Source organism: Paraliobacillus sp. PM-2 (assembly GCF_001368815.1).
Lineage (GTDB): Bacteria > Bacillota > Bacilli > Bacillales > Amphibacillaceae > Paraliobacillus.
In genome coordinates this window covers 719,233-743,595 of the sequence record NZ_CTEI01000001.1, presented here as the reverse complement: position 1 = coordinate 743,595, position 24,363 = coordinate 719,233, and the positions used below count along the sequence as shown (strand labels likewise).

Genomic DNA, 24,363 nt, shown 5'->3' with positions numbered 1-24,363 from the left:
GCTTAGACTATCTTTAATCATAACACTAGCATATGGTAAAAACAAGCATAGAAACAGAAGAAACAACGTATGTAAGACCATGAAAAAACCATCAGAATCATCTCTTCTAACATTCGATTCTGACGGTTTATGACAATACTATTTTTTTGTAACTTAGACTCCTGTGACAGTAGGAGAGAACTTCTTTATTCATACCATCACATAGTGTTAAGCATTCTTTTTGGTGCGTTTTGGTTGTGATTGCTTTGGCGTAGATGTTTTTCGTTTCTTTTGTTTGGGTTTCGTTCCTTTTGCTCGATCAAGCGATGCTTCCAATGCATCCATTAGATTGGTTACGTTATCAGGTAATTGCTTGGATGGTTCTTTTACAGATGTAATCTCTCCTTGATTTTTCTTCTCTTCAATTAATTCCAATAAAACGGTGCGATAATTATCTTTATATTTTTCTGGATCAAAAGTGATGGTCAACTGGTCGATTAACATTTTTGCTGTATCTAGTTCTTTTTTAGGAATACTACTTTCTTCTGGAATATTTGGCACATCTGTTACTTTCCTTACTTCGTCTGGATAATGGATGGTCTCAACAACTAGGGTGTTTTGATAAACGCGTATAGCTGCTAATTGCTCCTTAGAACGAATCATCAATTTAGCTACACCAATCTTATCTGTCTCTGATAATGCTTGCCGCAACAACGTGTATGCCTTCGAACCACCATCATTCGGTGATAAATAATAACTTTTTTCAAAATAGATCGGGTCGATTTCTTCTAGCTTAACAAAATCAATGATTTCTACTGATTTTTCTGTATTTACTTCTTGTATTTCTTTTAATTCTTCATCCGTTAATACGACAAACTTATTTGTTGCATATTCATAACCTTTGACAATTTCCTCATTTTTCACTTCTCGGTTACACACAGGACAAATTTTTTCATGTTTAATCGGTGTTTGACATTCGTTGTGTAGATGCCGCAATCGAACATCTTTATTCTCAGTCGCTGCATGCAGTTTGACTGGTATATTTACTAGACCAAAGCTTATCGTTCCTTTCCACATCGTGTGCATAGCTGGATCCTCCTTTTCTTATAGTGTGCCGAAGCAAATGGTTTTTTATAAAAAAATGGCTCTCATTTTTTTACGAGTCACTAAGATATACGAATAAATCATTCGGAAGTGTTCAGACTATACTTGAGGTGAAGTGTCTTGAATTTAATGCAACCAAAAATGCTCGATCAACTTCCATTAGGTCCAAATTGGTTTTATGAGATAAAGTATGATGGATTTCGAACGGAAATAATTTGGAGTGAACAAGACATTCAGATAAAAGGCCGAAGAGGTACGGACTTGACTTTACAGTTTCCAGAAATCTTTGATTGGTGTAAAAAGAAAGAACATTTAATAATTAACGAGCTTCCAATTGTCTTTGATGGTGAATTAGTTATATTAAATACAAAAATACAAGCAAATTTTTCACTACTCCAAACAAGAGGTAGATTACGTACAACTGAAACAATTAGAAAACATGCGATGAAACGACCAGCACATTTGCTATGCTTTGATTTACTGACAAAACAAGGTAGATCACTTCGAAATAGGCCTTACAAAGAACGAAAAGAACAATTAGATAAAGTGTTTAAACAACTTCTCGGGTTTACGGAAGCTATCCAATGGAAAGAGCGATTAGGATATGTAACCTCTAGTAAAGAACCAGATAATATACATCGATTGGTTTCTGAAAATTTAGGAGAAGGTATTATTGCAAGTATCTACATATTAATGGACATATTGTTAAATGTACAAAATGTGTCTAGTTTATCCTCAATTTGACAACATTTCGATAGAATAACGAAGAAATGAATTTGTACAATATTCCAACTAACAAATTTATAGCATTTTTACATAACTTATATATTCATTTTAATTTTTCCTGTACAAATTGTCTCTTTTATGATTTAAATATACTAAGTACTTTTTTCAAGGAGATGAAATAATTGAACTCTAATTTACATTATCTGAATAGTTCAAATTATAAATTTAAAACAGAAACCATTTGGATTGACTGGAGCAAAAAGCAGAATGATAAATATGAAAAAAAGCAGATAGCATTTCTATGCTTACATAACAAAACAGATCACAAAGATATAGTTCATCCATTGACTGAATTCGTTTTTACTTATTGGAAATTTTCGTCTTATAATACCCAGCGTAAGCATGCACTAAATTTATCAACTTTTCTAAATTACCTCATCGATAATCGACATCAATTGAAAATAACCTCAATAAAAGATTTGAAAATTTCTCACGGCAAAAGATTTGAAAATTTCTCACGGCGAAAGTTACCTTAATTCCTTAACCAGAGCTGAAAAGGCAAGAAATACAGTTAAGGATAAAGATAGAACATTAACTTTATTTTATCGTTACCTCTCAAAAAAAAATTGTTTACCTCATGTCCCCTTCACTGCCTTTGAGAGTTACACAACTACAGAGGGTAAAGAAATTCATGTTTCCCTATTTAAGAATGTTATTTTCCCAAAACATTCCAATGAAGATACCGAGCATACTTTTCCAATTGAACATTTACCCCTATTATTTGAAATTACCTGCTTAGTTGCCAAGCCTATAGCCTTGGGTTTATATTTACAAATTTTTGGTGGATTAAGAGTTGGTGAAGTTGTTAATGTAAAAAGAAGTTCCATTAGGCATACCTTAGATGGTGGAACAATTGTTATAAACTTGAAAGAGAATATGTTTAGGACTGATTTAAAGGATACTAATGGAGCTAATTATGTAAAAAAAAACCAGAAAACAACAAATATTTGTTTTACAAAACTGGTTTCGAAGATCATCAGGTACTTTTCACATGTACTGATGGTACAGGTGCTCTATTTGTAAATCGTGATGGAAAGGCAATGTCTGCTAAAAGTTATCGTCAGTATTTTGAAAAGGTAAAAAAATACTTTATTTATTGTTTAAGAAATAGTAGTAATATAGACGATAAGTTGCTAGCCCATCATCTAAGTATGTCGAAGTGGTCTACTCATATTGGAAGAGGAATCTTTAGCAATATGTTAGCGGAATACGCGGAAAATCCTTACGAAATTGCTGTTCCACGAGGAGATAACTCCCTTTTATCTTCTTTAATATATCTTAAAAGAACAACCCGATTCAGGAAAAAGTTAGAAGAACGTATTAACCATATGCACGGTTATTATATGCCTCGTCTTATTGAAGATATTTCAGGTTCGAAAAAGTAGGTGTTATTTTGGATAGATTTACAATAAAAGAAGCAGCCAAATACCTTGGTGTTTCTGAAGAAAAAGTTTATTATTGGGCAAAAATAAAACGATTAAAGATATGTCCAACTACCAAGTACAAAACCATTTTAATTAACAAATCAGAACTAGATGATTTTAAATTTTCTAATTCAAAAGAGCTATCATTTTTAGTAAATGGTGTACCAGACGGTTATTACACAGCAGATATGTTGGCTGATAAATTTGACGTTCAGAGGGACACGATTAATCTATGGATACGTCAAAACCGTTTTAAAGATGTAAAAAAGTCTGGCGTTCCTTTAGGTTCCCCAGGATACTATCTGATTCCAGAGAAGTCCGTATTGAAATATGAGAAACAAGTTGAAAATATAAAAAATAATTATTTAATGCTTAAAGAAGTTATTGAATTTTTGGATATCTCAGAACACACATTTTACCAATGGAGAAAAAAAGGCTACTTTTCTGCTCCTACTATTGAATGGCATGATAGTCTAGTCTTTTCTAAGTCATATGTTATCACATTTAAAAACAAATTGGTTGAAGAAAAACAAATGTTAAGTATAGGGCATTTGTCAAAGCAGCTCGGGATTTCCAAAGAAAAAGTTCTAGACTTAATGAAGGACGAATATTTACAAAAGTCTATAAAAAGCGAGGACCTCCTACTATCTAAAGAAAATTTAGAACGCTTTCTTGAGCAACATGATTGGTCCCATCCCAATAATCAAATTGAAAAAACCCCTATCCCGAAGGGGTATTTCAATACTAGAACATTAGCTGATTATTTTAAAGAAGAGCCAATTGAAATTAGTAGATGGATTCGTCAAGGTAGGTTTACGGGAGTTAAAAAAATTGGTCCTTCTTCTGGTCCAACCACTACCTTCCTGATTCCCGAAAGTTCTGTACGTGAATACGAAAAATTCATTAATGATCTTAATCAGAACTATATTAAGGTCGAGGAAGCGAAAGATATCCTCGGCGTAAGTAGATCAACAATTGGAAATTGGATAAATAACAAAAAAATATCCAGAGGAATTAAGTGGTTAAAGACTTGGTACCTTGATATAACGGAAATAGAAGAAATAAGAGAAGAGCTTTTATCTCAAAAGGAAGAGGATATAAGTTTAGAATTTTCTTCTAAAGAGGAAAAAAAAGAAAAGAAAAGAAAGGAAAAATAAAAACTACAACAAAATCAAGGAAACATATACAAATCCCTGAAGGTTACTTAACAACCAAAGAAGTGGCACAAGAGTTAAATATTACTCATGATTCGGCTGGTAGACTTATCTATAATGGAAAGTTAGGAAACCCTCTAAAATGTATTGCTAACGGAGCTAAGGTCAATGCGGTTAGCATAGAAGCAGTTAATCTATACTTGGAAAGAAAAGACCAATACTTTAGGACTAAAGATGCTGCAAGCTATTTAGGTATTACTCATCCGGGTAAAGTAAGTAAATTCGTAAAAGAGGGCTATTTCCCTAATGCTGTTAAAGAAGGCAAGATTTATTATATCCCTTTAAATGACTTAGAGGATTTTAAAAAGTTAGAAGACTTTCCTAACCCCAAACATCTACGAAATAAAAAGAAGAAAAAAACGAATATAGATTTTGGGCTTAATAAAGCTGATTTATTGAATGATTTGCTTTTGTATTTTAAAAATATAGAAGTGCCTAAACATTTAGTGAAAACTAAAGACTATTATGTTGAATATATTTCAATTAGAATTTCATCATTGAATAAACATATTAGTTACATAAAATCAGAATGTTCCCGCGCTAAAAAGAGTTTTGAAAATATTATTATGAATTTACCCAAAGATGTCTCTTTATTAACTGATGATATGATTCAAGAATTAGTTTCAAATGAAGCATATGCCCTTAGTCATCGTCAATTAGTTAACTGGTTCTTCCAATATACTTTTAGGGTACTTGGAATGGGTGATAAGGAAACTTTTGTTATTTCACCTTTACCCAACCCTGATGATGATGGTAAAGAAGTATATTCTCCTGAAACCTATTTAGAATATATTGACTACACTAAAAATGTAGAAAGGCATATAGAAAATTCGTTAAAAAGTCAATATTACGCTAATATGTGGCTCTATACGATAATGCACTTAATGGATAGTTGGAGAGCAATAGATATTGTAAACGATCTACCAAACATTGAAATAGAGACTTTGAATATTAACAAACTTGAATGGTTTTTAAAGAATAGACTTTCTGTAGAACAAGCTCAACTAATAATAAACCAAGTTTATTTAAAAACTAGAGGTCATTCTACTTCAAAAACAAATTCATTGCTTACTTTTCTTGTTCCAATGGACTTTGTTCTACCTGCTGGTAACGCATTTGCAATTTGTGAGTTGCATCGACGTCAAGCTAATGATAAATATTTACTTCAATCGCTGATGACAAAGAATTTGAAAGCTCGTAAACCGAACGGGAAACATCTAGAATTCTTCAAATATAATAAGGCTTTAAAGGATTTTAAAAGTTTAGTTATGAATCGATCTACGATGGTTTACCTTTTTAATAGTATAGTAGATGATTCGCCAGATCCTGAACTAGCTTTAACTTATACACAGCTTACACGCTCACATGAAAAAGAAAGTTCTACGGCTGTCTATGTAAAATCAACAAATTTTGATGGTTCTCTTGGTAACGTCTCCTTAAATTTGTTTAATAGAGGTCATTTTGGATGGATTTACAATACGTTGATTAAACTGATGTTGGAGGAAACAAAAACGCAATTACCAATTGATGTTAGAACACACTATATTAAGGAATTAAGAAAAGAATTTAGTCCTAAACAATTGGAAGAATGGTCCACATTTCTAAAAAATGTAGACAAAAGGCGAGAACCTATCCTAAATAAATTAAAGGAACTAACCACTTCGGAAATAAAGGAGTTAATTGGATCTATTTTTAAAGGGGATATGCCATCCCGTAATAAACACGGTCAATGTTTAACCTACCCTGATTGTAAGAAACCTCATCTTAAATCTTGCTTTTCATGTGAATATTTTATTCCGCAAGTTTATACAATAATTCATGCAAATCAGGAAATAGAGCAATTAATTGAATCCATTGAGACAACTAAATATGAAACAATTATTGAAAGAGATTCACATTTTCTAAAAAAATACTTATTAATATTAAACAAAGCAATTTCCGTTTACGGACAGAAGTATATTGAAAAATTTATAGACCTCAAGGATATTCGTAAACGAGTATTGAAAATAAGTCCCATTTTAGTCTAAATTGAGAGGTTGTAGAATGTCATGGAAGTAAAAATAAACTTAGGGAAACTTTCGGAAAATAGTACCTTAAAGACTGTCAAGACTGTCACACACACTAAAATAACGGAAGAAGAATTAAAAAAATATTTTTCTTTCTTAAAAGAAAATTCTTTAATTAAAGCAGAGAGTTTTAGTGAACCAATTTGGCTTATATATAACGAAAATAAAGATCGGGATATTATTTTTAAATTTGATATTGAGATGTATCAGGACTTAAATAATACTTTAAAGGCATATATTCTTTTAAAAAGAATGACGGGTACTGCGATAGACTCCTGCCATAGTATATTAGTGGACTTGAAAAAGGTTATATTAAATACAGATAGATTTAATGATTTAGCTAGCTTAGAAAATCTTTTAGTGATGCAAGCCCCAACTGTTGGATATGAAATGGCGGGTAATGTAAGAAGGTTTTTATCATTCTATGAACACCCATTGAGTTCAAATATTATTAAGATTTGCAATCAAATTAAAAAACCGCCTAAAAATAATCGTGATCTTCCTTACTTTCCAGATGTTGTTGCTTTTGATGAATCTTTAGAAACATATTTCCACTCTTTGAATTCAAATGATTACATTCGGTTTTACCCACTCATGATTTGGTGGAAATTAACAAATGTTCTACCAATGAGAGTAGTAGAATTCCTTAAGCTTAAGAAGAATTGTATTGAAAGTAAAGATGATGGTACCTTTTGGATTACTCTTCCTAGAGAAAAGCAAAGAGCAGACTCTCCTTTTAAAATTGATGTTACCGATACAGTTCAGATAAATAAAGAAATTTATGAAACTATATTAAAATACATACAAATTATTGATGACCTTGAAATTGAAACTGAATATCTAATTCCTTATGACCTATATGTTAAGTTTTTACCAAATCCAAAAGGAAGCTCCCGTCAAAGAAAAGGAGAAAAAAATAGATTGATTGATAAGTACTTGCAGCGAATCATCGATGACTTCTATAAAGAAATTATTCAAGATGAATCTTTAGATCGAATTACATGCGGAGATACTAGACATTTTGCTGTGATGAATATGTTTTTACAAGGATTTAACATGCTTTCGATTGCGAGAATGGCCGGTCATGATGATCTGGAAACACAATTTAGCTATTATTCTCATGTTGACCATTATGTTCAATCACAGGTTTATTTACTTGCTCAGAAAAAGCTTGAACAAAGTCTTGAAAGTAATATAGGTAATAAAATGACAACCTCCACTAGATATCTCTATGATAAGGGACTCATTTATGAAGATAAAAATTTAACAAATTGTAGAAAGGTGGATTTCGGTTACTGTACTAACATGAATTTTCCCGAAAATTGCGGTGGAGAATGCAGAGCATGTCAACCGTATTATGTTTTTAAGCCTGCAATAAATGACTTAGAACAAGGACTTAATTGGTTAACAGACTATTCACAATCTATTAAAAGAAATATTAAGGAAACAACTGATATGATGTTTTCATTAAGTGAAAATATGTATTATGATTTTCAAAATCTCAAACACCAGGAAACTGGACAATCACAGCTTAATTCTGTTTCATCCCAACTAACAAAGTTTATGGATCAAAGAGCAACAGTTGAAGCTTGGATTAGGAGGTATAAGGATGAGTGATAACAAAAGAAAATCAGGTCGACCAAGAGAGGTTAGTGATGAAAAATTAAAGGAAATGGCACTCTCCATCAAACATAAATACCGTGGAAAGAAGCTATCATATAAATTCCTTGAAAGTGAAACAGGAATTGGAAGACACACTTGGAAACGAAGAATTGGTTACTATATTGATGAATTAAATAAGCCTGTAATTCTTCCTTCAAATGAAACTTTAGAGGATGTTTATCTTCCTAATATTGAAGAATTATTTGAACGGCATAAAAATAACAAAGAAAAGATTGTTAACGAACTTTATCACTTTGAACAAATGTTTCGTAAACTATTACAAGAATTATCGACCTTAAAGAAAAAGGTGGCTTCTTTAGAAGAACTACCTGACCTTGTTGAGAGACAAAAGGAAGAATTAAAGTTAGTTTCTAAAAGTGCTGAACACTACGAAAGTTCATATAAAAACCTAGTTATTACCAGCGGGTTTTCACATCTTCGAGAGGAAAAAGGGATTAAAGATAACCTGTTGGAATTCCATAGTAAATCGAATCAACATATCACATTAAACGATAATGAATTTAAAGAAATGTTTTCTCATGTTAACAAGAAATCAAAAGAAAAATCAATCCAAGGACTTTCTAAGGAGTTTCCTAATTTATTTAATGATGAATAACTAAGTTGTCTGATTATATATGGATCAATTTATTAAAGAACAGTAGTCAATCCGTTTAAACATTACTTGTGGAATAACTTAACCTATTAAATACACCCAATACCATTCATGGGTATTGGGTGACATAGAGTTAATTTTATTAAATAGCAGGGTATTCCGATTATCAGAGGAAATCGTTGTTATCTGATTAATGTTTTTCTAATCATAAGTCGAAAAATTGTGTGGAATCACCTTTTTAGAATTTTAGAAACTTAGATAGGGTTTCTGCTCATACTTTTTCCACCACAATTTCTTTCGCTTCTTTATTTAGGTAACGATTTACTACATTCATACATTTTGCTCTTTTTGGTATGCTCCAACTTGAACACCATCGACAATTATCCGATGGATCTGGGTTTGATCGTTTTCTTCAAATTAAATGCTTTTTGCAGCCCATTCACATGGTCACGAGCAACTGCTTGACGCCATTTGGGTTCGGACAGTTTTGCTGCATTCTTATCATTATCAATAGATCCATTTTCAGTTAAAAGGGCAGGCATCTGGGATTCTCTTAGTACATGAAAATTAGCCTTCTTCTTTCCACGGTTCTTAAGGTTAATTACTTTTACAACTTCTTCATGAATGATGTCACGATATTGCGCTGTTCGAGAGGAATCAGGCAAAATATTAAAAATATAATCCTCATATCCATGTGCGGATTGATTGTAAGAATTAATATGAAAGGATAAATAAAAATCTGCACCCCAAGCGTTAGCTTCGTCCGTTCGCTCTTTTAAGCTTCTGCTAACATCACTTGTCCTGCTCATTTTCACTTCTATATCCTGATATTCATTAACCAAGATATTCCGAATAATTAACGCAATATCTAAGGTGTGATTTTTTTATTAGCCCATTATGAAGAAGGACATAGGTTAGCCCCACCTCTGCCATCTTTTTGACCCACTCCGGACAAGATATTGATCCACTAATGACAGAAGTGAGCCACTACCATAAAGATAGTGACTCCAAAAGTATTATTGATTGATTATTATTGATGCAATCCGTTCCGTTTGAGTATATTTATAAACAACCATTGAAACCTAAAACATTTCAATGGTTGTTTAACTTATTTAAAGCGTTTTCCTTCTAGTTGTTTATCAATAATCTCAAGCGCCCAGCGAACGAGTTCATCATGGTCTAATTCCTCTTCATCCATCCAAATACATGGAGGTAATAGCTTCGCTTCCAGACCCCTCATTACGTCATCAGGTAAATACGTGTGAAAGAAATACCTTGCTATACGAAGTTCTACTTCCTTGGGAATCATTTTGTTGCCGCCAATCCGTTACGTTCTCTCATGGAGACTGTACCGTCAATCAGTATGTTATAGGAATTATGTACAATTCTGTCTAGAATGGCGTCTGCCAGCGTACCTTCGCCAATTTTATCATGCCATCCTCTAGGATCGAATTGAGAACAAAATATGGTGGAACCATGCTGATGGCGTGCTTCTACGATCTCAAGAAGATCTCTTGCTTCCGTCTCTTTTAACGGAGTTAATAGCCACTCATCTAAGATGAGTAAGTTTACATTCTTATACTTTTTCATTATCTTTCTGTATGTTCCTTCTCCTCTTGCGATTGCCAATTCATCCAGGAGGTCAGGTAATCGAATATATTTCACTTTATAAAATTGACGACACGCAGCTATGCCGAATGCACAAGCTAAGTATGTCTTGCAATTTCCTGAGGCACCCATTAATATAATGTTGTGATGCTCTTCAATATAATTACCAGTTGCTAACCGCAAAATTTGTGCCTTATCTAGCTTTCTATCCGTGTGATATTGAATATCTTCGATACACGCCTGTGTGTCACGTAATTCAGCTGATTTGATTAGGCGATCGAGCTTATTGTTTTGTCTTCTTGACCATTCAATATCGACCAGTAATCCAAAACGATCCTCAAAAGATAGTTCTTGGTAATCTGTATTCCTTAACTGCTCTCTAAATGTTTCTGCCATCGCAGACATTCTCATTTCATTTAACTTCGTTAGCGTATTATCTGTTGTCATTATCGTTTCCTCCATAATAATTAGCTCCACGAGTGAATCCATAAGCGTTCTCGTTACTTCGTGTGCTAGATTCTGTTTTTGTTGTTTCTAATGGTAATTTATCATGTCCTGTTTTCAAGACAGTCTGTATGCTTTTCAGCTTTGGTCTTGGCGTATAAGACAATACTCTTTCACATGCCTTCTCTATGCGTTCGATGGAGAATTTATCCGCAAGCTTCATCAATCCATATGTGGACTTTAGCCCCTGTTTTTCTGTTGGATAAGATTCTATGATTCTCTCAATTGTTAATAAGGTAGATGGCCCTGCAGTCGCACCCCACTCTAGAATAAATTCCTTATCGAATTCTGCATACTTCCTGTGATCTCTAGGCATATGATCAGGAAGGGTAATGAGATCTCCACCTGTCTTGGTAGACCTTTTATGAGAAGCAATCCGTATATTCTTATAAAAGGCTTCAATTATATTTCTCGTTACTCGTACGTCTACTGTGCATTTGATATAATCATAAGGAACTGAATAAAAATTCCCATCAACTTTTATATGATAGTCAGGTTGGACAACTGTCTTTGCCCAACTTGCAATCTCATATGGTGAATTAGGCAGGGGCATCAATGCGAACTTTTCTTCATTTAAATATGCTTCCTGTCTATTTCCGCTCTTTTTCTGAAAAGGTTTTGTATTGACGATATCTAGCTTTTCTTTTATTGCTTTATTTAACTCTGATAGAGAAAAGAATTTCTCGTTGCGAAGAGAAGCAATAATCCACGTTGATATATGACCGACATTTCCTTCTACGCTGGCCTTATCCTTAGGGCTGGAAACGCGTGCCGGAATAATAGTAGTTTGATAATGTTCGGCCATTTCTTGATAGCTTTGATTTATAATTGGATCAGTACGTGAAGGTCTTGTCACACCAGTCTTTAAATTATCTGGAACGATAACCCTTGCAACTCCCCCATAAAATTCAAAGGCATGAATATGTGCTGTAATCCAACTCTCAACATTCATAGATAAGAATCCTTCCACATACGCATATTGACTACATGGCAATGCAGAAACAAAAATATAAACCGGAATATCTTCCCCTGTTAAATTATTTGTAAGATACATGGTTTGTCCTGCCCAGTCCACTTCCAATTGTTCTCCGGGTTTTCTTTTAATGCGCATAGTTGCTTTTGTCTTTCTTGCATACTCGTTGTAAAACCTACAAAATTGGCGATAGCTGTATGGAATTTCATCATTCGCCCTGCACTGTAAGGAATACTCATCCCATAGGAGAGACAATGTTATCCCTGATTTTGCTAATTCTTTATGAATATACTCACCGTCCGGTTTTCGACGATGATCGGACGATATCTTTTTCTCAGGAAACAAGATCATTTGTAAATCTAGATCTGTGATGTCGCTTTCCAATGGCCAACGAATATCTTTCTCTTCTGCCCGTTGAAGTACATCTCTAATCGTATTCCTGGAATGACCACTACTTGAAGCTATCCCCCTTTGCGTGACTTCCTGTGAATGAAGCCTTAAGATTTCTCGATACTTAATCACAAAAAAACCTCCTATAAATGAATTTGCACTCATGTGCTCCTTCATTATATAGGAGGGAGGATCAGCTATGTCTTATGTGGATCAAATCCATGGCAGAGGTGGATCAAAAAGATGGCACAACTGGTTCAATCAAAAGGCTGTAATCACATTACCAGTAGCACCTGAATAGAGCCTCCATGACCAGGGTCTAGGAAAGCTTAGACATATTGTTACCGCCCTAACTAATTACTGATCAAATAACTCTTTTTAATTTTTTATAGAGTCAGATCTATATTCAGATCTCCAAGTTTCAACAACTCCAGTTCATGAACTTTACATCCTGACTTGCCACAATTGGGACTGAAAATTCGGCACCTGACCTATATTCAATGTATATATTTTCTTCTTTAGCCAGTTCATAATAGAAAACGTACCATGGCTCATGTATTTCAAGTGCAGATTGGAATACATTATACTTCTCTGCAAAATCTATCATCACTCAATCATCTCTTAGGCATTTTAATAGCTTTTTTACCTAATATAGACAGTTTTATGAAACATTAGACTAAACACTAAATAGCGAGGATGCTCATTGTTTGGTATGACTACTATTTTTATTCAAGGTGTTTAAATTGTTGATAATCACCATCATACGGATCTTCTGAAACTCCTATTTGAATTACTTTTCCACTACTATTTTTCTTATAATCATATATAACATAAGTTTCATCTGCAAAAATAACCTCTGCCGTAAATAAGGATAATTTTTTGATTTTGCTCTCAACACTTACAATGTCATTTTTTGTATATCCCTTCTCTAATAGATAATCATATGTGTCATCCTCTAAATTATTTAGCTTATATTGAACATATAAATAGCTTCCAAACGGAATAGCGACAACTGTAAATGAGATAATAACCACTATAATACTTATTTTTTTCATTGCTTCCTCCTTGATAGAGAGATTTATATAAACATATGAAACCTTTTTAATTGTATTATGATATGCCTAATCAACTAATATATTATATTAATAGCTTGATTTATCCAGACTTCACTATACTATATTACTCGAAATTTTTTCTATGGACACACACTCCTTCCCTTGTTTCTTTAGATTTTAGTCAAATTTTCGGAAAATATTATCTAAGTTGTAGTATCACATAATACAACAACAAATGAGTTGACCAAAAAATAAATCCTTCATTTTTCAACTTACCCAAGATCTTCACCGCTTTTCGGTGAGATTGTAAGATTCCTCATCATAAAGTTTTCACTAAGATAAGTAATATATTAATAATATTTTTATGAATATTTGTTTGAAAATTACATATAGTTTACTAATCAGAAAATGACTTGTTCAAGTTTAGGAAAAAGAGATGATTAAATATTGACCTAAATACGTAGAGCTTATGTAAAAATAATATCACAAGTTCATCAAATTCAAAAAGGAGTTGTTTTAATGAAAAAAATATTTGCAGTGTTATCAATTTCCTTCGCAATGCTTTTTACGGTGTTCTCAAGTAACGTTTTCGCTATGGGTCCAGTAACACCACAATATCCGGGTACAAATATAGATGTTAAACCAGGTGATATCATTCATTCCCCTAAAAGTAAGTCTACATGGTTTGCTGGTCACACCGCAATTGTAGGCACAGACTATTACATATATCACTCTTACCCTGATTCTGATGGAAAAAGAAAAGATTCTATATCGACTTATTTCAACTTATATAATAGTGGGGATAAGTTTACTATTTTAAGACCTAGAACTTTAAGTGCTAATGATGCAGCTCAGACGGCCGAAAGTATTTTTAATAACATTCAAACTTATGATTTTGATATAGATTTAAATGATTTCGAGAACAATTACTGTTCGAAATACGTCTGGCAAGCATACTATTATAGTTCTTGGACAGATATAACCGAAAATGGTTATGGACACTACACTCAAGCTTGGATATATCCTAGTGAAATTTTAGAAGCTCCGAAAATGTACAAAGCTGGAGTATTTTATAAGTAATATAAAAAAAGAAAAATAACCATATTTGGTTCTTATCGTGAATTTTTTATTACTCTATAATGAAGAAGTTGTAAAGAATGACTACTTATAGGTTCTTTCTATAAGACACAAATCTTTTCATTTAGTTTAATAAATATAGTAAGCAAGAAAAAGAGAGTCTAATACTTGATTTACAAACATATAGTTGCATTAAAAATAAGAATGCTGGACACAATCTTGTCCTAATCGATAAGGAGTTCAGGCGGAGATACCTCTGTTCCCCCCAACTAGGTAAGGCTTCAAAGAATATCCCCCTCACCCTGATTTTTCAGTAGGTGAGGGGCTATTTTTGTTTTATTTGCAGTAACAACTTTTACTCTTTCCTTTCCAAGTAGAAAATTGCCACCATTAAGGGGGCCAAAGCATTACAGTCAAATTACTGAATACTTTCAGCTATTCCGATAAAAGTATCTCTGTTTATGTCAGGCCCCCCACCTACTATTTCAAATAATCCATTTTGTTCCTAAGTAAGAATTATAAAATCATCCATATCGGATAACGTACCTTCACTTTCATTAATGGTAACAGTTTCTGTTGTTTCATCAGGTGACATTTCCCCATAGTCTTCTTCGGAAGGATAGATGTTTAACATAAAACTATTTTCAGTGTCCCTCGTAATTTGGTATCACCATTCCTATGCTCTCATCATATAAACTTTCGACTATAGTACAACCCTCAGGTAGTCAGGTTACTTGCGGGATGGTAAATTCAACTTGTTCCTGAATTTCTTCAATTGTCATTAAATCTTGTAAACCGAATAAATCTCCTGTAAAATCTTCGACCGCATTTTCCTTCACTTCATCAGGGATGACAATAGGTTCTACTTCATTTTCATTGAAGATTTCAAAGTCTCAATCGAGTTTCATAGGTTCTCCATCCATTTCAATATCGGCACTAATATTTTGTGACACCATAATAAATGTTTCTTTATCGAAACGTACTTCAAGATCTAAATGGTTTACTGTAATATTCTGAATTTGTTCTTCCATCATGGGATCAAAAGGGAAATCCCCCATCGACGATTTAATTAGCTCATCTACCAATTCACTATATTCATCCACTTGACCTGATCCATAGTAGTTTCCATTCCCATTACATCGATATTTAGCACCATATCCAAGGTATAACTGTCTAACGTCTCTACTGCTTTGCTTGCATTATTTAGCACTTCTGATTTATCTAAAGTTTCTTGTGTTCCACAAGCTGTTAAAACAAGTATAAACGTAAAGAGTAATACGGGTATTCTTCTCATTTTTTGCTCCTTTCTAGTTTCCGATTGATTGGTTCTGAAAGTATATAAAATAAATTTCTTCTGTAATTAGGATTACCTTAAATACAGAAGAAATTCATAAAATATCTGGTTAGTTTTATTGCTTTAAACGAAGTAATGGAGAACCAAATTAAGTTATAAAAATCTTGAAAAAGCTAAATAACTCGTATTTATGTTCATTGAAATGGCAAAATAAATATAGGTATATTATATATTGATTCTTTTTTAGACAGTCTTTTAAGGAATTAAAAATCATAAAAAAGGAGTTCTTATTATGAATTTAGACCCTATTATCCCTTTTGAACCTATTGCTTCAGAAGAAGTACCACAGGGATCGGAATGGATTTCACAAATAAAATGGGATGGGGTTAGAATTCTAACTTACTTTAATGGACAAGATATTAAACTTTACAATAGAAAACTTAACGAGCGTACAAATACTTATCCAGAATTTAAAAATATTAGTTCGCTTACTTCTGCTAAGTCGTTTATCTTTGATGGTGAAGTAATCGCACTTGATAGTGAAGGTAAACCATCTTTTCATGAAGTAATGAGACGTGACGGAATACGTCGTATGGATCGGGTAAATGATATTGCTAAAGAAGTTCCAATTTACTATATGATTTTTGATATTATTTTTTTAAATGATGAATGGATTAACGAATATTGGTATGTCAACACTAAATTGGACACATTTTTAAAGGTTAACCGACTTGTATTCAGTAGGTGTTAAATAATCTAGGGATCCATGAATTCGAATATGATTAAACCAATGAACATAATCAAACAGTTCAAGGTCAAGTTCGTCTTGGTTAGTAAAATAAGCCCCTTTGACAAACTCTGTTTTGATAGCCTTGAATGTAGCTTCTGCAACGGCGTTGTCATACGGCGTTCCTTTCTCGCTCAAAGAACGCTCAATACCAAACGTTTCTAACGCTTGGTCAATCAGTTGGTTTTTAAACTCACTACCTCTATCCGTGTGGAATAATTCAAGGTGATGAAGATTGTATGGAACGGATGCAAAGGCACGTTGAACTAAAGCAGCACTTTTATGAGGTCCTGCACTGTGACCAATAATTTCACGATTATATAAATCTACTAAAACGCAGATGTAATGCCATTTTTGTCCGACTCTCACATACGTTAAGTCACTTACAATTACTTTTAGTTCTTGATCCTGGTCAAACGCTCGATTGAGTGAATTCCCTACTTCTGATTCATTACATGAGGGTTTGGACGGTTTAAATTGAGCGACCGTATATTTTGAGACAAGTCCTTGCGCCTTCATAATTCGTCCAATTCGACGTCGTGAGACAATCCAACCATGCTTTTTTAACTCAACTTTTATCTTTCTCTGACCATAATTATTACGACTTTGTTTAAAGATATCAATAATCAAAGTTGTTAATTCTTCTTCTTGGTTATCACGAATTTTTGCTTCATAGTAGTAGGTGCTTCGGGCAATTTCAGACGAGAGCACATTGCTGATACCGAGTATTTGTGACTGTTATTTCGAATCACATCTACTTTCGTCCCATGATCAGCGCGGCCTGCTTTAAAATATCATTTTCCATGGCCAGTTTTTGATTTTCTTTTCGAAGTTTGATTAACTCTTCTTGTTCCGGTGTCCGATTGTCTTTTTCCTGAAACGACCCACTATCATGATACTGACGAACCCACTTATCAAAGGAAGAAGGCGTCAATTCATAATCTTTAATAATTTCGGTACGGGGTTTACCAGATGCGTGCAATTGTACCATCTGCTCTTTGAATTCTTTTGAAAAGCTTCGTCTCGTTCTTCTGGTCATTTATAAAACTCCTTGGCTTTTTATTTGAACCAAGTCTAACTGACCTTAACTAACTTGTCCAACCAAGTGTAACCGATTCATATTCACTAAAGGATAGACTTGATTTACTTTTAAATAGTATAGAATCCAATGAACATGTACAAATTGCACCCTCTAATAGCGATGGCGACAGTTTATTGGAGGTTGCAAAAAAACACGACTTAGAAGGGATTTTAAGTAAAAACCTCAATAGTCGATATATTATAAAAGGTAAAAATTCAGATTGGAGAAAAATAAAAAATTACAAGGATCTTATTGCGGTAATTGGGGGAGTTACTTATCGGGGCGGAATTGTAAATTCAATGTTACTTGGACTTTATGATAACAATAATCAGTTCTTGTACATTGGGCATGTTGGAACAGGGAAGCTTACAAGAGCTGAATGGCAAAATTTCACTAAATTAATTGAACCATTAAGGACAAATCATAAACCGTTTGCAAACCAACCTGAAAGAGTAAATAAAATACAATGGCTTCAACCTCTTTTAACAGTAAAAGTGCAATATATTGAATGGCCTAAAGGTCATTCAATAAGACAACCTAGTATTCAAGCGTTTGTAGACCACGATCCGGAAAATTGCAGACTGAGTGAATAAAAAGGATGGATGTGTATGCAGAAGGATAAAAACTTAAACAAATTATTCCCTAAAAACAAGACAAAATACAGAGGCTTGTTCTTTATCTTAGGAATGGAAACTCAAAGTGAGCATTTTTTGGTAGGTGTTATCAGAAAAAACGCGATTGTTCAAATGGGTACTTTTTCTAAAGGACTTAATAAGAGCGAGAAAGAATCCCTAATTGAGGCTATTAAAAAACATAATACTAAAACTAGTAACAAAACCAAACTAACAGAACCAGGAATCTGTGTAGAAATTCACTTTAAAACAATAGAAGAGAATCAACTAATTGATCCAACATTTCATTCTTTTCATTTGAAATTAAATTGGGAGGAATGTACTTGGGATAGATTAATATTAGACAATACTCAAGTCCAAATTACGCATCCGGATAAAATCATATGGGATAGTCCGACTATAAATAAAGAAAACTTTATTTCTTACTTAATTCAAGTTTCGCCTTTTATTTTGCCATTCTTAGAGGATAGATCCTTAACGACAATACGTTACCCAAATGGAATCTACGGTGGATCATTTTATCAAAAAAACTGTCCTGATTATGCTCCGAATTTTATTAGAACAGTAGAGAAAGACGATATAAATTATATTATTTGTAATGACTTATCAACTTTGCTGTGGTTAGGAAACCAACTAGCAATTGAATATCATGTTCCTTTTCAAACAATCAATAGCGAAAACCCCTTAGAAATCGTTTTTGACTTAGATCCACCTAATAGAGATGAGTTTCATTTAGCGGTTAAAGCTGCCATGGAAATGAAAAAAATATTTAATAAATTTAAACTAGCAAGTTATCCGAAACTTTCTGGTAATAAAGGTATTCAAATCCATATACCTATTAAAGATTCATCATTAACATATGATAAAACTAGGATATTTACGGAGTTCATTGCAAGATATCTAGTAGAAAGACACCCTCATGATTTTACAATAGAACGACTAAAGAAAAACAGGGGAAATAAACTTTATATTGATTATGTTCAACACGCACAAGGAAAAACAATAATATGCCCATACTCGACTAGAGGCCGAGATAGGCCGACTGTGGCTGCTCCACTATATTGGGATGAAGTTAACAAAAACTTAAAAGTTGAAAAATATGATATACCATTTGTTCTTAAACGTCTTACAACTCACGAATGCCCATTTAATGATTTTTTTGAACAGGATAACTCTAATTTAATTGATATTATTGGTTCTTTAGAAGGAAAAATCAATATTAAAAGTACATAAGGTAGAGAGTTTTGTACACATTTTATTTATGTACACTTTACTATAACTGTAAAATACCGTAAATTTAAAGCTTTTTGGATAATTTATCTATGTTAATGTACATTTATTTTATGTAGATACTGGCAAAACAGGCAAATAGTACCTATCAAGCAGGGAAAAACCACCATGATTGGTTTAAAATAAAAAATTGGCGTACAATTACCGGATTTATTACAGAATATAATATAAAAAATGGATACTTTTCATTAGCGATTTATAGAAAAAAGAGTGTGTTTGTTGTTGGAAAATGGAAACATGGAATGACTGATCAACAATCTGACATACTGCTTCAATTTGTTAAAGAAAATGGAAAAAAGGAAAAAGATATTGTGTTACTTCCACCAGCAATATGTGTCGATATTCATTGTTTAGGAGTATTAGATGATGCACTACGTGAGCCAATGTTCAGTCAATTCCGCTTCGATATAAAACCTGAAGCATGTACGTATGAAAAAAGTCAATTAGACATAGTGATGATTCCTCACACTGTTGATTTAACCAATCGGCATAAACGTTTATGGTCCAAACCAAGACTAGAAAAAGTAGATCTACTTCGCTATATTCGTTTGATCGCACCCTACATGCTCCCTTTTTTACAACACCGGGCGTTAACCATTATCCGTTGTCCAGATGGTGTTGATGCCGAGGCTTTTTTCCAAAAAAACGCCCCAGATTATGCTCCTTCGTTTATTACTGGGAATGGAACAATCATTCATTGTCATTCGGTGGAAGGATTAATCTGGCTTGCGAATCATGGAACGATCGAGTATCACATTCCTTTTCAGTATATTGATCAAAAACTTCCTAATGAAATTGTATTTGATCTCGATCCACCAAGTATCGACGCTTTCAGCACATCCGTTTATGCGGCACAATTGTTAAAAGCATTGTTTGATCAATTAGGACTTATTTCATTTGTAAAAACATCTGGAAGCAAAGGACTGCAAGTGCATATACCGATTACAGTAGGAAGTTTATCAGCATTTATACACTTATCATGTTACAGAGCCAAGATTTTGATAGATGTATCGGAGTAGAAAGTGTGATAGTTAAAGAAGAAATATATATATGTAGACACCGAAACTGTGATAGTTGGGACCGAAAGTGTGATAGTTAGGAAAGAAATTATGACAGATGGGCGATTAAATGATTGACACACAAGAACGTGGATTCCCCCCCGATGCAATGATTGAACCGGGGTATTTACTTATAATATGTAATATTAGATAGTTAGAAAACAGAGCCAAAAAAGTGCGAATCAATTTGGAGTCGAAAGTGTGATAGTTAATAACGAAAATGGCAAGGTAAAGGCCTTTATAATTATTTGTATTACTAAGAGGGTTAACCAGATTGGGGTTACCCCTATCTGGTTTTCTACAGCTGTTAGCGATCGTTAAGAACCGAAAGTGTGATAGTTTGAGTCAAAAGTGATAGTTCATCGTTGATACAACGTGTATATGTTAATGAATTCACTGTATTTTTTATCAAATTTTATTATGTGATAATAATAAAAATAATTGTTCTGTATATTTAAAACAGAGCCAGAAAAGTGCGAATCGATTTGGAGTAGAAACTGTGATAGTTGGGTAGTATGAGTGTAGTTACTGATGTTATGTATCTACTAAAAGCCGTGCTAAGTAACACATCAATTAGGCGTGTTTATCTAGCTTTCGGTACTAGACCTTCGCATTTTTACTTTGTCTTTTTAAATGAAAGACCATAACCTTTGTTCAAGACCAAGCAAGTTCTGCGAATTTATATAGTAGCAAAAAACCACCTCATATTCGAGATGGTTATTATACTTTTCTGTTTTTAATATATAATCTTTTACTTAAAAGAATGAGATTTGATTAAGTCTCCATCCTTTAAATAATAAGAAACAAACCATTCATTACTTTCAGCATATTTAACCGCTACTTGATATTTCTTATCTTTTCCTTTTAATTTATCCATAAATACAGGTTCAATTTCTATAATTTCTTTATTGGGATATTTTTCTGTGATTTTTGTCTTAACTTTTTTGACAATCTCTTGGTGATACTCTTTATCATGAAACAGTACATCGCTTGAAGAAATAAAAACAATTGAAGTTACTGTTATAATTAATAATAGGATACAAATTATTAATTTCTTCATTAAATTACCTCCGAATTGAAACCTTATTTATAAGTATCCCTCTTGTTACTTAATATTGCAAACTTTTTTCTGTTTCTTATAAACCACCGTGGATTTTTGTTAAATAATATCCGTCTAGTATCCAATGCGGAGGTACGGTAAGCTTTGTTAATGATAAACTATCTAAATTAGTATTAGCACCATAGTAGTAAGATTGCCAAACAAATTTAGTACAATACTGATCATAGAAATCTCCTGTCAAAGTAGTATAAACACTATAATCAGCATATCGGTAACTACCATATAATGATTGAGCTTTAAAACCTGCATTTTGTCCTCTTGTGCTAGACTTTGCTCTCCAAACCTGTACATCATCATATGTAGTAATGAAATCATAAACAGACATTTTTTTAATTCCAGGATTTCCTGCACCAGGAGTGTGATACACATATCCGTCAGGTGCAACTATAGCAACATGACCAGTAAACCAAGTGGTTGTTAATTTATTAGTATATAGAATATCACCAGACTTTGCTGCGGTACTGGTACCTTGATAAACCGGCATACCACCACCTGGATCTACTACTACGTTTGTACTTATGTCAGAGGCAAAGACACTTTGTGTACCAATTAATAAAAATATAATCGAAAAAGCAAACGCTAATACTAATTTCCTTGTATATAAAACAAAATTTTCTTTCACAAACAAACCCTCCATTATTTTTAAAATTACCATAAAATGATATATTTCCAGTTGACTAGATTAAGAAAAAAGCTTAAACCTTTTTTAGAGAAATAATTAAATTAGTAAGTGTCAAATACTACATACCTATGCAACTCCCCATAAGTCCTTTGTTTTCAATCTCTTAGCACTTGCTTAATGCTGTTCAGGTAAATCATATGTAGTTACTGGACTAGAAGAAACATTTCCGTCCTTGCTTTTTACAATTACATCTGAACTTATACTTACTATAGATAATGCAACTGTAAGTGTGATTATAATTTTTTTTATCATCATTTCAGCTCCTTTAATCGCATTATGTACATTTTGATAAATCTTGTAAAATTGAATTATAAGAAGTAATTGTGTGCTATCATAAAATAGATTAATATACTTATAAATATCTGTTTTTTTTACTATTTTTATGCATTTGTGCATAATACAAAGCTAATAAGAATTAATAATATGTATAGGGAAGTGTGATTATGGATCAATTGGGTCATAAGATAAAACACTATAGAAAGAAGCTAGGGCTGTCTCAACATGCACTTTCTTATAATATATGTGATCAGTCCGTTATTAGTAGAATTGAAAATAATGAATTTATCCCTTCTTCATATATTCTATTGAAATTGAGTCAAAAATTAATGGTAGATATTGAGTATCTTTTAGGCGAGAATACAACACTAACTTATAATTATATTAAAGAGGTTAAAGATCAACTAGATATTGCAAGACGTAATAGAGATTATGATGCAATATATGATTTAGTAAGAATTGAAGAAAACAATACACTGTTTAATTCTGGGGAAAATAAAAAATATTTAATGTGGCATAAAGGTATAGTTCAATATCACAAGTTACAAAACGCTGAATTAGCTATAAATACACTAAAAACAAACCTATCGTCTGAAGTGAATAACTCACTTTATTCTGAACTTGATATAAATATATTGAACAGTCTTGGGATTATGTATAGGTTTGATAAAGATCTGGAAAACGCAAAAAAATACATAAAACAAGCTATAGATATAGTTTCACGTAATGATGAAGATCTTATCAACCCTAGAATTGAATTAAAATTATTCTATAACTATGCCAAAGTATTAACTGACCTAAATCAAGCAAATGATTCTAACAAAGTTTGTTTAAAAGGAATTAATAAGTGCAAAAAAAATGAAACTCTTTTTTTATTTGGCGAATTCCATTATCAATTTGGAAGAAACTGTATTATATTGGGGAGAGATGATGGAATTGAGTATTGGGAACAAGCCCATAGCATCTTTAACTTACAGGGTTTTAAAAAACTTGCAGAAAAAACCAAAATGGAGATAGATCATTACAAAGCTAAAGGAGAACTATAAAGGTAAGCGTCAAATACTTCACATGCAGTTAATAAATCCTCCAAGATGAAATGGAGGATTTTTATGTAAAATAAAAAATTAGATTGTATTTGTTAAACAAAGGTTTAACCATTTTGTGAAAATGGTTTGCAATCTTAATCCTCAAAAATAATTGTTCGATATGAACCATCATAAGGATTGAAAATAAATCGTACTATTTCCTCATCATTCTTCGCATGTATTATATAATGCCTTTGTTCATTCGGACCTTCAATTCTGGTATCAGGAACCCTATTATCTTCATTATTTATGACTTGAACATTCTCCTCTTTTTCAACTAATTCTTTTGCTTCTGTATAGGTGAAATCAGGTAAAGTAAAAAAGAAAAGTATAGGGATTAGTAACACAATAATAGTAGTTAGAAATAAATTTGTTAGTTTTAACTTCTTTTTTACATTCTTAAAATTGAAAAGGTTATAGAGTGTTAGAAATAACGCTATAATTAGAGCCAAAAGGTAGCCAATATTGTTATTGACGTTTTCATAATCATTACCAACACTAAACAACAAAACCATTTCTAAGATAGTAGTAACAGTAAGAATAAAAAATATTTTTTTCACATCTATCTCCCTCCAAATTAGAAAATTCTCTCTTAAGACACTG

General features: G+C 32.7%; 26 protein-coding genes and 1 pseudogene. 13 read left to right on the top strand and 14 right to left on the bottom strand.

All coding sequences use genetic code 11. From position 1 onward, the window contains the following. Window positions 1-207: 207 nt before the first annotated feature. Window positions 208-1,065: a non-homologous end joining protein Ku gene (locus BN1058_RS03350; protein ID WP_090852853.1), complete on the bottom strand. Its 858-nt coding sequence runs from the start codon at window positions 1,063-1,065 to the stop codon at window positions 208-210. A gap of 147 nt (window positions 1,066-1,212) precedes the next feature. Between BN1058_RS03350 and BN1058_RS03345 the strand changes: the two genes are divergently transcribed. The 7 genes from BN1058_RS03345 to BN1058_RS03310 all read left to right on the top strand — a co-directional run bounded on the left by BN1058_RS03345 (window position 1,213) and on the right by BN1058_RS03310 (window position 8,851). Then, window positions 1,213-1,827, top strand: a complete 615-nt coding sequence (locus tag BN1058_RS03345; protein WP_255307038.1) for an ATP-dependent DNA ligase — start codon at window positions 1,213-1,215, stop codon at window positions 1,825-1,827. 486 nt (window positions 1,828-2,313) lie between these two features. After that, window positions 2,314-2,892 (top strand): hypothetical protein, encoded by a 579-nt coding sequence (locus tag BN1058_RS03335; protein WP_090852843.1) that lies wholly within the window; start codon window positions 2,314-2,316, stop codon window positions 2,890-2,892. A gap of 17 nt (window positions 2,893-2,909) precedes the next feature. Next, entirely contained in the window at window positions 2,910-3,254 is a 345-nt protein-coding gene (locus tag BN1058_RS03330) for a hypothetical protein (protein ID WP_090852840.1), read from the top strand. An 8-nt stretch (window positions 3,255-3,262) separates the two neighbouring features. Then, window positions 3,263-4,450 carry a helix-turn-helix domain-containing protein gene (locus BN1058_RS03325; RefSeq protein WP_141652110.1) on the top strand — a complete coding sequence of 396 codons (1,188 nt, stop codon included), beginning with the start codon at window positions 3,263-3,265 and terminating at the stop codon, window positions 4,448-4,450. 62 nt (window positions 4,451-4,512) lie between these two features. Further along, window positions 4,513-6,534: a helix-turn-helix domain-containing protein gene (locus BN1058_RS03320; protein ID WP_090852834.1), complete on the top strand. Its 2,022-nt coding sequence runs from the start codon at window positions 4,513-4,515 to the stop codon at window positions 6,532-6,534. Window positions 6,535-6,555: 21 nt separating this feature from the next. Continuing rightward, entirely contained in the window at window positions 6,556-8,190 is a 1,635-nt protein-coding gene (locus BN1058_RS03315; RefSeq protein WP_090852831.1) for a tyrosine-type recombinase/integrase, read from the top strand. Continuing rightward, the gene (locus BN1058_RS03310) at window positions 8,183-8,851 is read left to right on the top strand and encodes a hypothetical protein (RefSeq protein WP_090852828.1); all 669 of its coding nucleotides are present in this window, start codon (window positions 8,183-8,185) and stop codon (window positions 8,849-8,851) included. Before BN1058_RS03315 ends, BN1058_RS03310 begins: the two co-directional genes overlap by 8 nt. 377 nt (window positions 8,852-9,228) lie before the next feature. Here the strand turns inward: BN1058_RS03310 and BN1058_RS03305 are convergent, their stop codons facing one another. The 5 genes from BN1058_RS03305 to BN1058_RS03280 form a co-directional block, all read right to left on the bottom strand. Further along, window positions 9,229-9,690 carry an N-acetylmuramoyl-L-alanine amidase gene (locus BN1058_RS03305; RefSeq protein WP_304362514.1) on the bottom strand — a complete coding sequence of 154 codons (462 nt, stop codon included), beginning with the start codon at window positions 9,688-9,690 and terminating at the stop codon, window positions 9,229-9,231. A 266-nt stretch (window positions 9,691-9,956) separates the two neighbouring features. Then, window positions 9,957-10,157 carry a hypothetical protein gene (locus BN1058_RS03300; RefSeq protein ID WP_090852822.1) on the bottom strand — a complete coding sequence of 67 codons (201 nt, stop codon included), beginning with the start codon at window positions 10,155-10,157 and terminating at the stop codon, window positions 9,957-9,959. Beyond that, window positions 10,154-10,903 carry an IS21-like element helper ATPase IstB gene (gene istB / locus BN1058_RS03295; RefSeq protein WP_090852821.1) on the bottom strand — a complete coding sequence of 250 codons (750 nt, stop codon included), beginning with the start codon at window positions 10,901-10,903 and terminating at the stop codon, window positions 10,154-10,156. The genes BN1058_RS03300 and istB overlap by 4 nt, the downstream gene beginning before the upstream one ends. After that, a complete protein-coding gene (gene istA / locus BN1058_RS03290) occupies window positions 10,890-12,455 on the bottom strand; it encodes an IS21 family transposase (RefSeq protein ID WP_090852818.1) in 1,566 nt (521 codons plus the stop codon). The genes istB and istA overlap by 14 nt, the downstream gene beginning before the upstream one ends. A 593-nt stretch (window positions 12,456-13,048) precedes the next feature. Continuing rightward, window positions 13,049-13,378, bottom strand: a complete 330-nt coding sequence (locus tag BN1058_RS03280; RefSeq protein ID WP_090852811.1) for a DUF3139 domain-containing protein — start codon at window positions 13,376-13,378, stop codon at window positions 13,049-13,051. 519 nt (window positions 13,379-13,897) lie between these two features. Here BN1058_RS03280 and BN1058_RS03275 point away from each other — a divergent pair. Next, on the top strand, window positions 13,898-14,458 hold the full coding sequence (locus tag BN1058_RS03275; protein WP_090852806.1) for a C40 family peptidase: 561 nt from the start codon (window positions 13,898-13,900) through the stop codon (window positions 14,456-14,458). A 502-nt stretch (window positions 14,459-14,960) separates the two neighbouring features. On the opposite strand, the gene BN1058_RS14465 is transcribed toward BN1058_RS03275, so the two are convergent. The 3 genes from BN1058_RS14465 to BN1058_RS03265 form a co-directional block, all read right to left on the bottom strand. After that, window positions 14,961-15,089 carry a hypothetical protein gene (locus BN1058_RS14465; protein WP_255306969.1) on the bottom strand — a complete coding sequence of 43 codons (129 nt, stop codon included), beginning with the start codon at window positions 15,087-15,089 and terminating at the stop codon, window positions 14,961-14,963. Window positions 15,090-15,348: 259 nt separating this feature from the next. Further along, a complete protein-coding gene (locus BN1058_RS03270; RefSeq protein WP_141652108.1) occupies window positions 15,349-15,558 on the bottom strand; it encodes a DUF6612 family protein in 210 nt (69 codons plus the stop codon). Next, window positions 15,534-15,749 carry a hypothetical protein gene (locus tag BN1058_RS03265; protein ID WP_090852800.1) on the bottom strand — a complete coding sequence of 72 codons (216 nt, stop codon included), beginning with the start codon at window positions 15,747-15,749 and terminating at the stop codon, window positions 15,534-15,536. Before BN1058_RS03265 ends, BN1058_RS03270 begins: the two co-directional genes overlap by 25 nt. A gap of 292 nt (window positions 15,750-16,041) precedes the next feature. On the opposite strand from BN1058_RS03265, the gene BN1058_RS03260 reads away from it, so the two are divergent. Next, a complete protein-coding gene (locus tag BN1058_RS03260) occupies window positions 16,042-16,500 on the top strand; it encodes an ATP-dependent DNA ligase (RefSeq protein ID WP_090852797.1) in 459 nt (152 codons plus the stop codon). On the opposite strand, the pseudogene BN1058_RS03255 reads toward BN1058_RS03260, so the two are convergent. Continuing rightward, a pseudogene (locus BN1058_RS03255) lies at window positions 16,465-17,575 on the bottom strand (IS3 family transposase). The gene BN1058_RS03260 and the pseudogene BN1058_RS03255 overlap by 36 nt on opposite strands. 176 nt (window positions 17,576-17,751) lie before the next feature. Here BN1058_RS03255 and BN1058_RS03250 point away from each other — a divergent pair. The 3 genes from BN1058_RS03250 to BN1058_RS03240 all read left to right on the top strand — a co-directional run bounded on the left by BN1058_RS03250 (window position 17,752) and on the right by BN1058_RS03240 (window position 20,558). Next, window positions 17,752-18,210, top strand: a complete 459-nt coding sequence (locus tag BN1058_RS03250) for an ATP dependent DNA ligase (RefSeq protein ID WP_255306968.1) — start codon at window positions 17,752-17,754, stop codon at window positions 18,208-18,210. Between the two features lie 15 nt (window positions 18,211-18,225). Further along, window positions 18,226-19,482 (top strand): DNA ligase D, encoded by a 1,257-nt coding sequence (gene ligD / locus BN1058_RS03245; RefSeq protein WP_090852792.1) that lies wholly within the window; start codon window positions 18,226-18,228, stop codon window positions 19,480-19,482. Window positions 19,483-19,781: 299 nt separating this feature from the next. Beyond that, the gene (locus tag BN1058_RS03240; RefSeq protein ID WP_141652107.1) at window positions 19,782-20,558 is read left to right on the top strand and encodes a non-homologous end-joining DNA ligase LigD; all 777 of its coding nucleotides are present in this window, start codon (window positions 19,782-19,784) and stop codon (window positions 20,556-20,558) included. A gap of 790 nt (window positions 20,559-21,348) precedes the next feature. Here the strand turns inward: BN1058_RS03240 and BN1058_RS03235 are convergent. From BN1058_RS03235 to BN1058_RS14270, 3 genes are all read right to left on the bottom strand, one after another. Further along, window positions 21,349-21,657 carry a hypothetical protein gene (locus BN1058_RS03235; RefSeq protein ID WP_090852786.1) on the bottom strand — a complete coding sequence of 103 codons (309 nt, stop codon included), beginning with the start codon at window positions 21,655-21,657 and terminating at the stop codon, window positions 21,349-21,351. A 76-nt stretch (window positions 21,658-21,733) separates the two neighbouring features. Beyond that, window positions 21,734-22,339: a C40 family peptidase gene (locus tag BN1058_RS03230; RefSeq protein ID WP_090852783.1), complete on the bottom strand. Its 606-nt coding sequence runs from the start codon at window positions 22,337-22,339 to the stop codon at window positions 21,734-21,736. A 174-nt stretch (window positions 22,340-22,513) separates the two neighbouring features. Further along, a complete protein-coding gene (locus BN1058_RS14270) occupies window positions 22,514-22,654 on the bottom strand; it encodes a hypothetical protein (RefSeq protein WP_176694432.1) in 141 nt (46 codons plus the stop codon). 188 nt (window positions 22,655-22,842) lie between these two features. Here BN1058_RS14270 and BN1058_RS03225 point away from each other — a divergent pair, with 188 nt between their 5' ends. Further along, window positions 22,843-23,721: a helix-turn-helix domain-containing protein gene (locus BN1058_RS03225; RefSeq protein WP_090852781.1), complete on the top strand. Its 879-nt coding sequence runs from the start codon at window positions 22,843-22,845 to the stop codon at window positions 23,719-23,721. 134 nt (window positions 23,722-23,855) lie between these two features. On the opposite strand, the gene BN1058_RS03220 is transcribed toward BN1058_RS03225, so the two are convergent. Further along, window positions 23,856-24,320: a hypothetical protein gene (locus tag BN1058_RS03220; protein WP_090852778.1), complete on the bottom strand. Its 465-nt coding sequence runs from the start codon at window positions 24,318-24,320 to the stop codon at window positions 23,856-23,858. Window positions 24,321-24,363 lie beyond the last annotated feature (43 nt).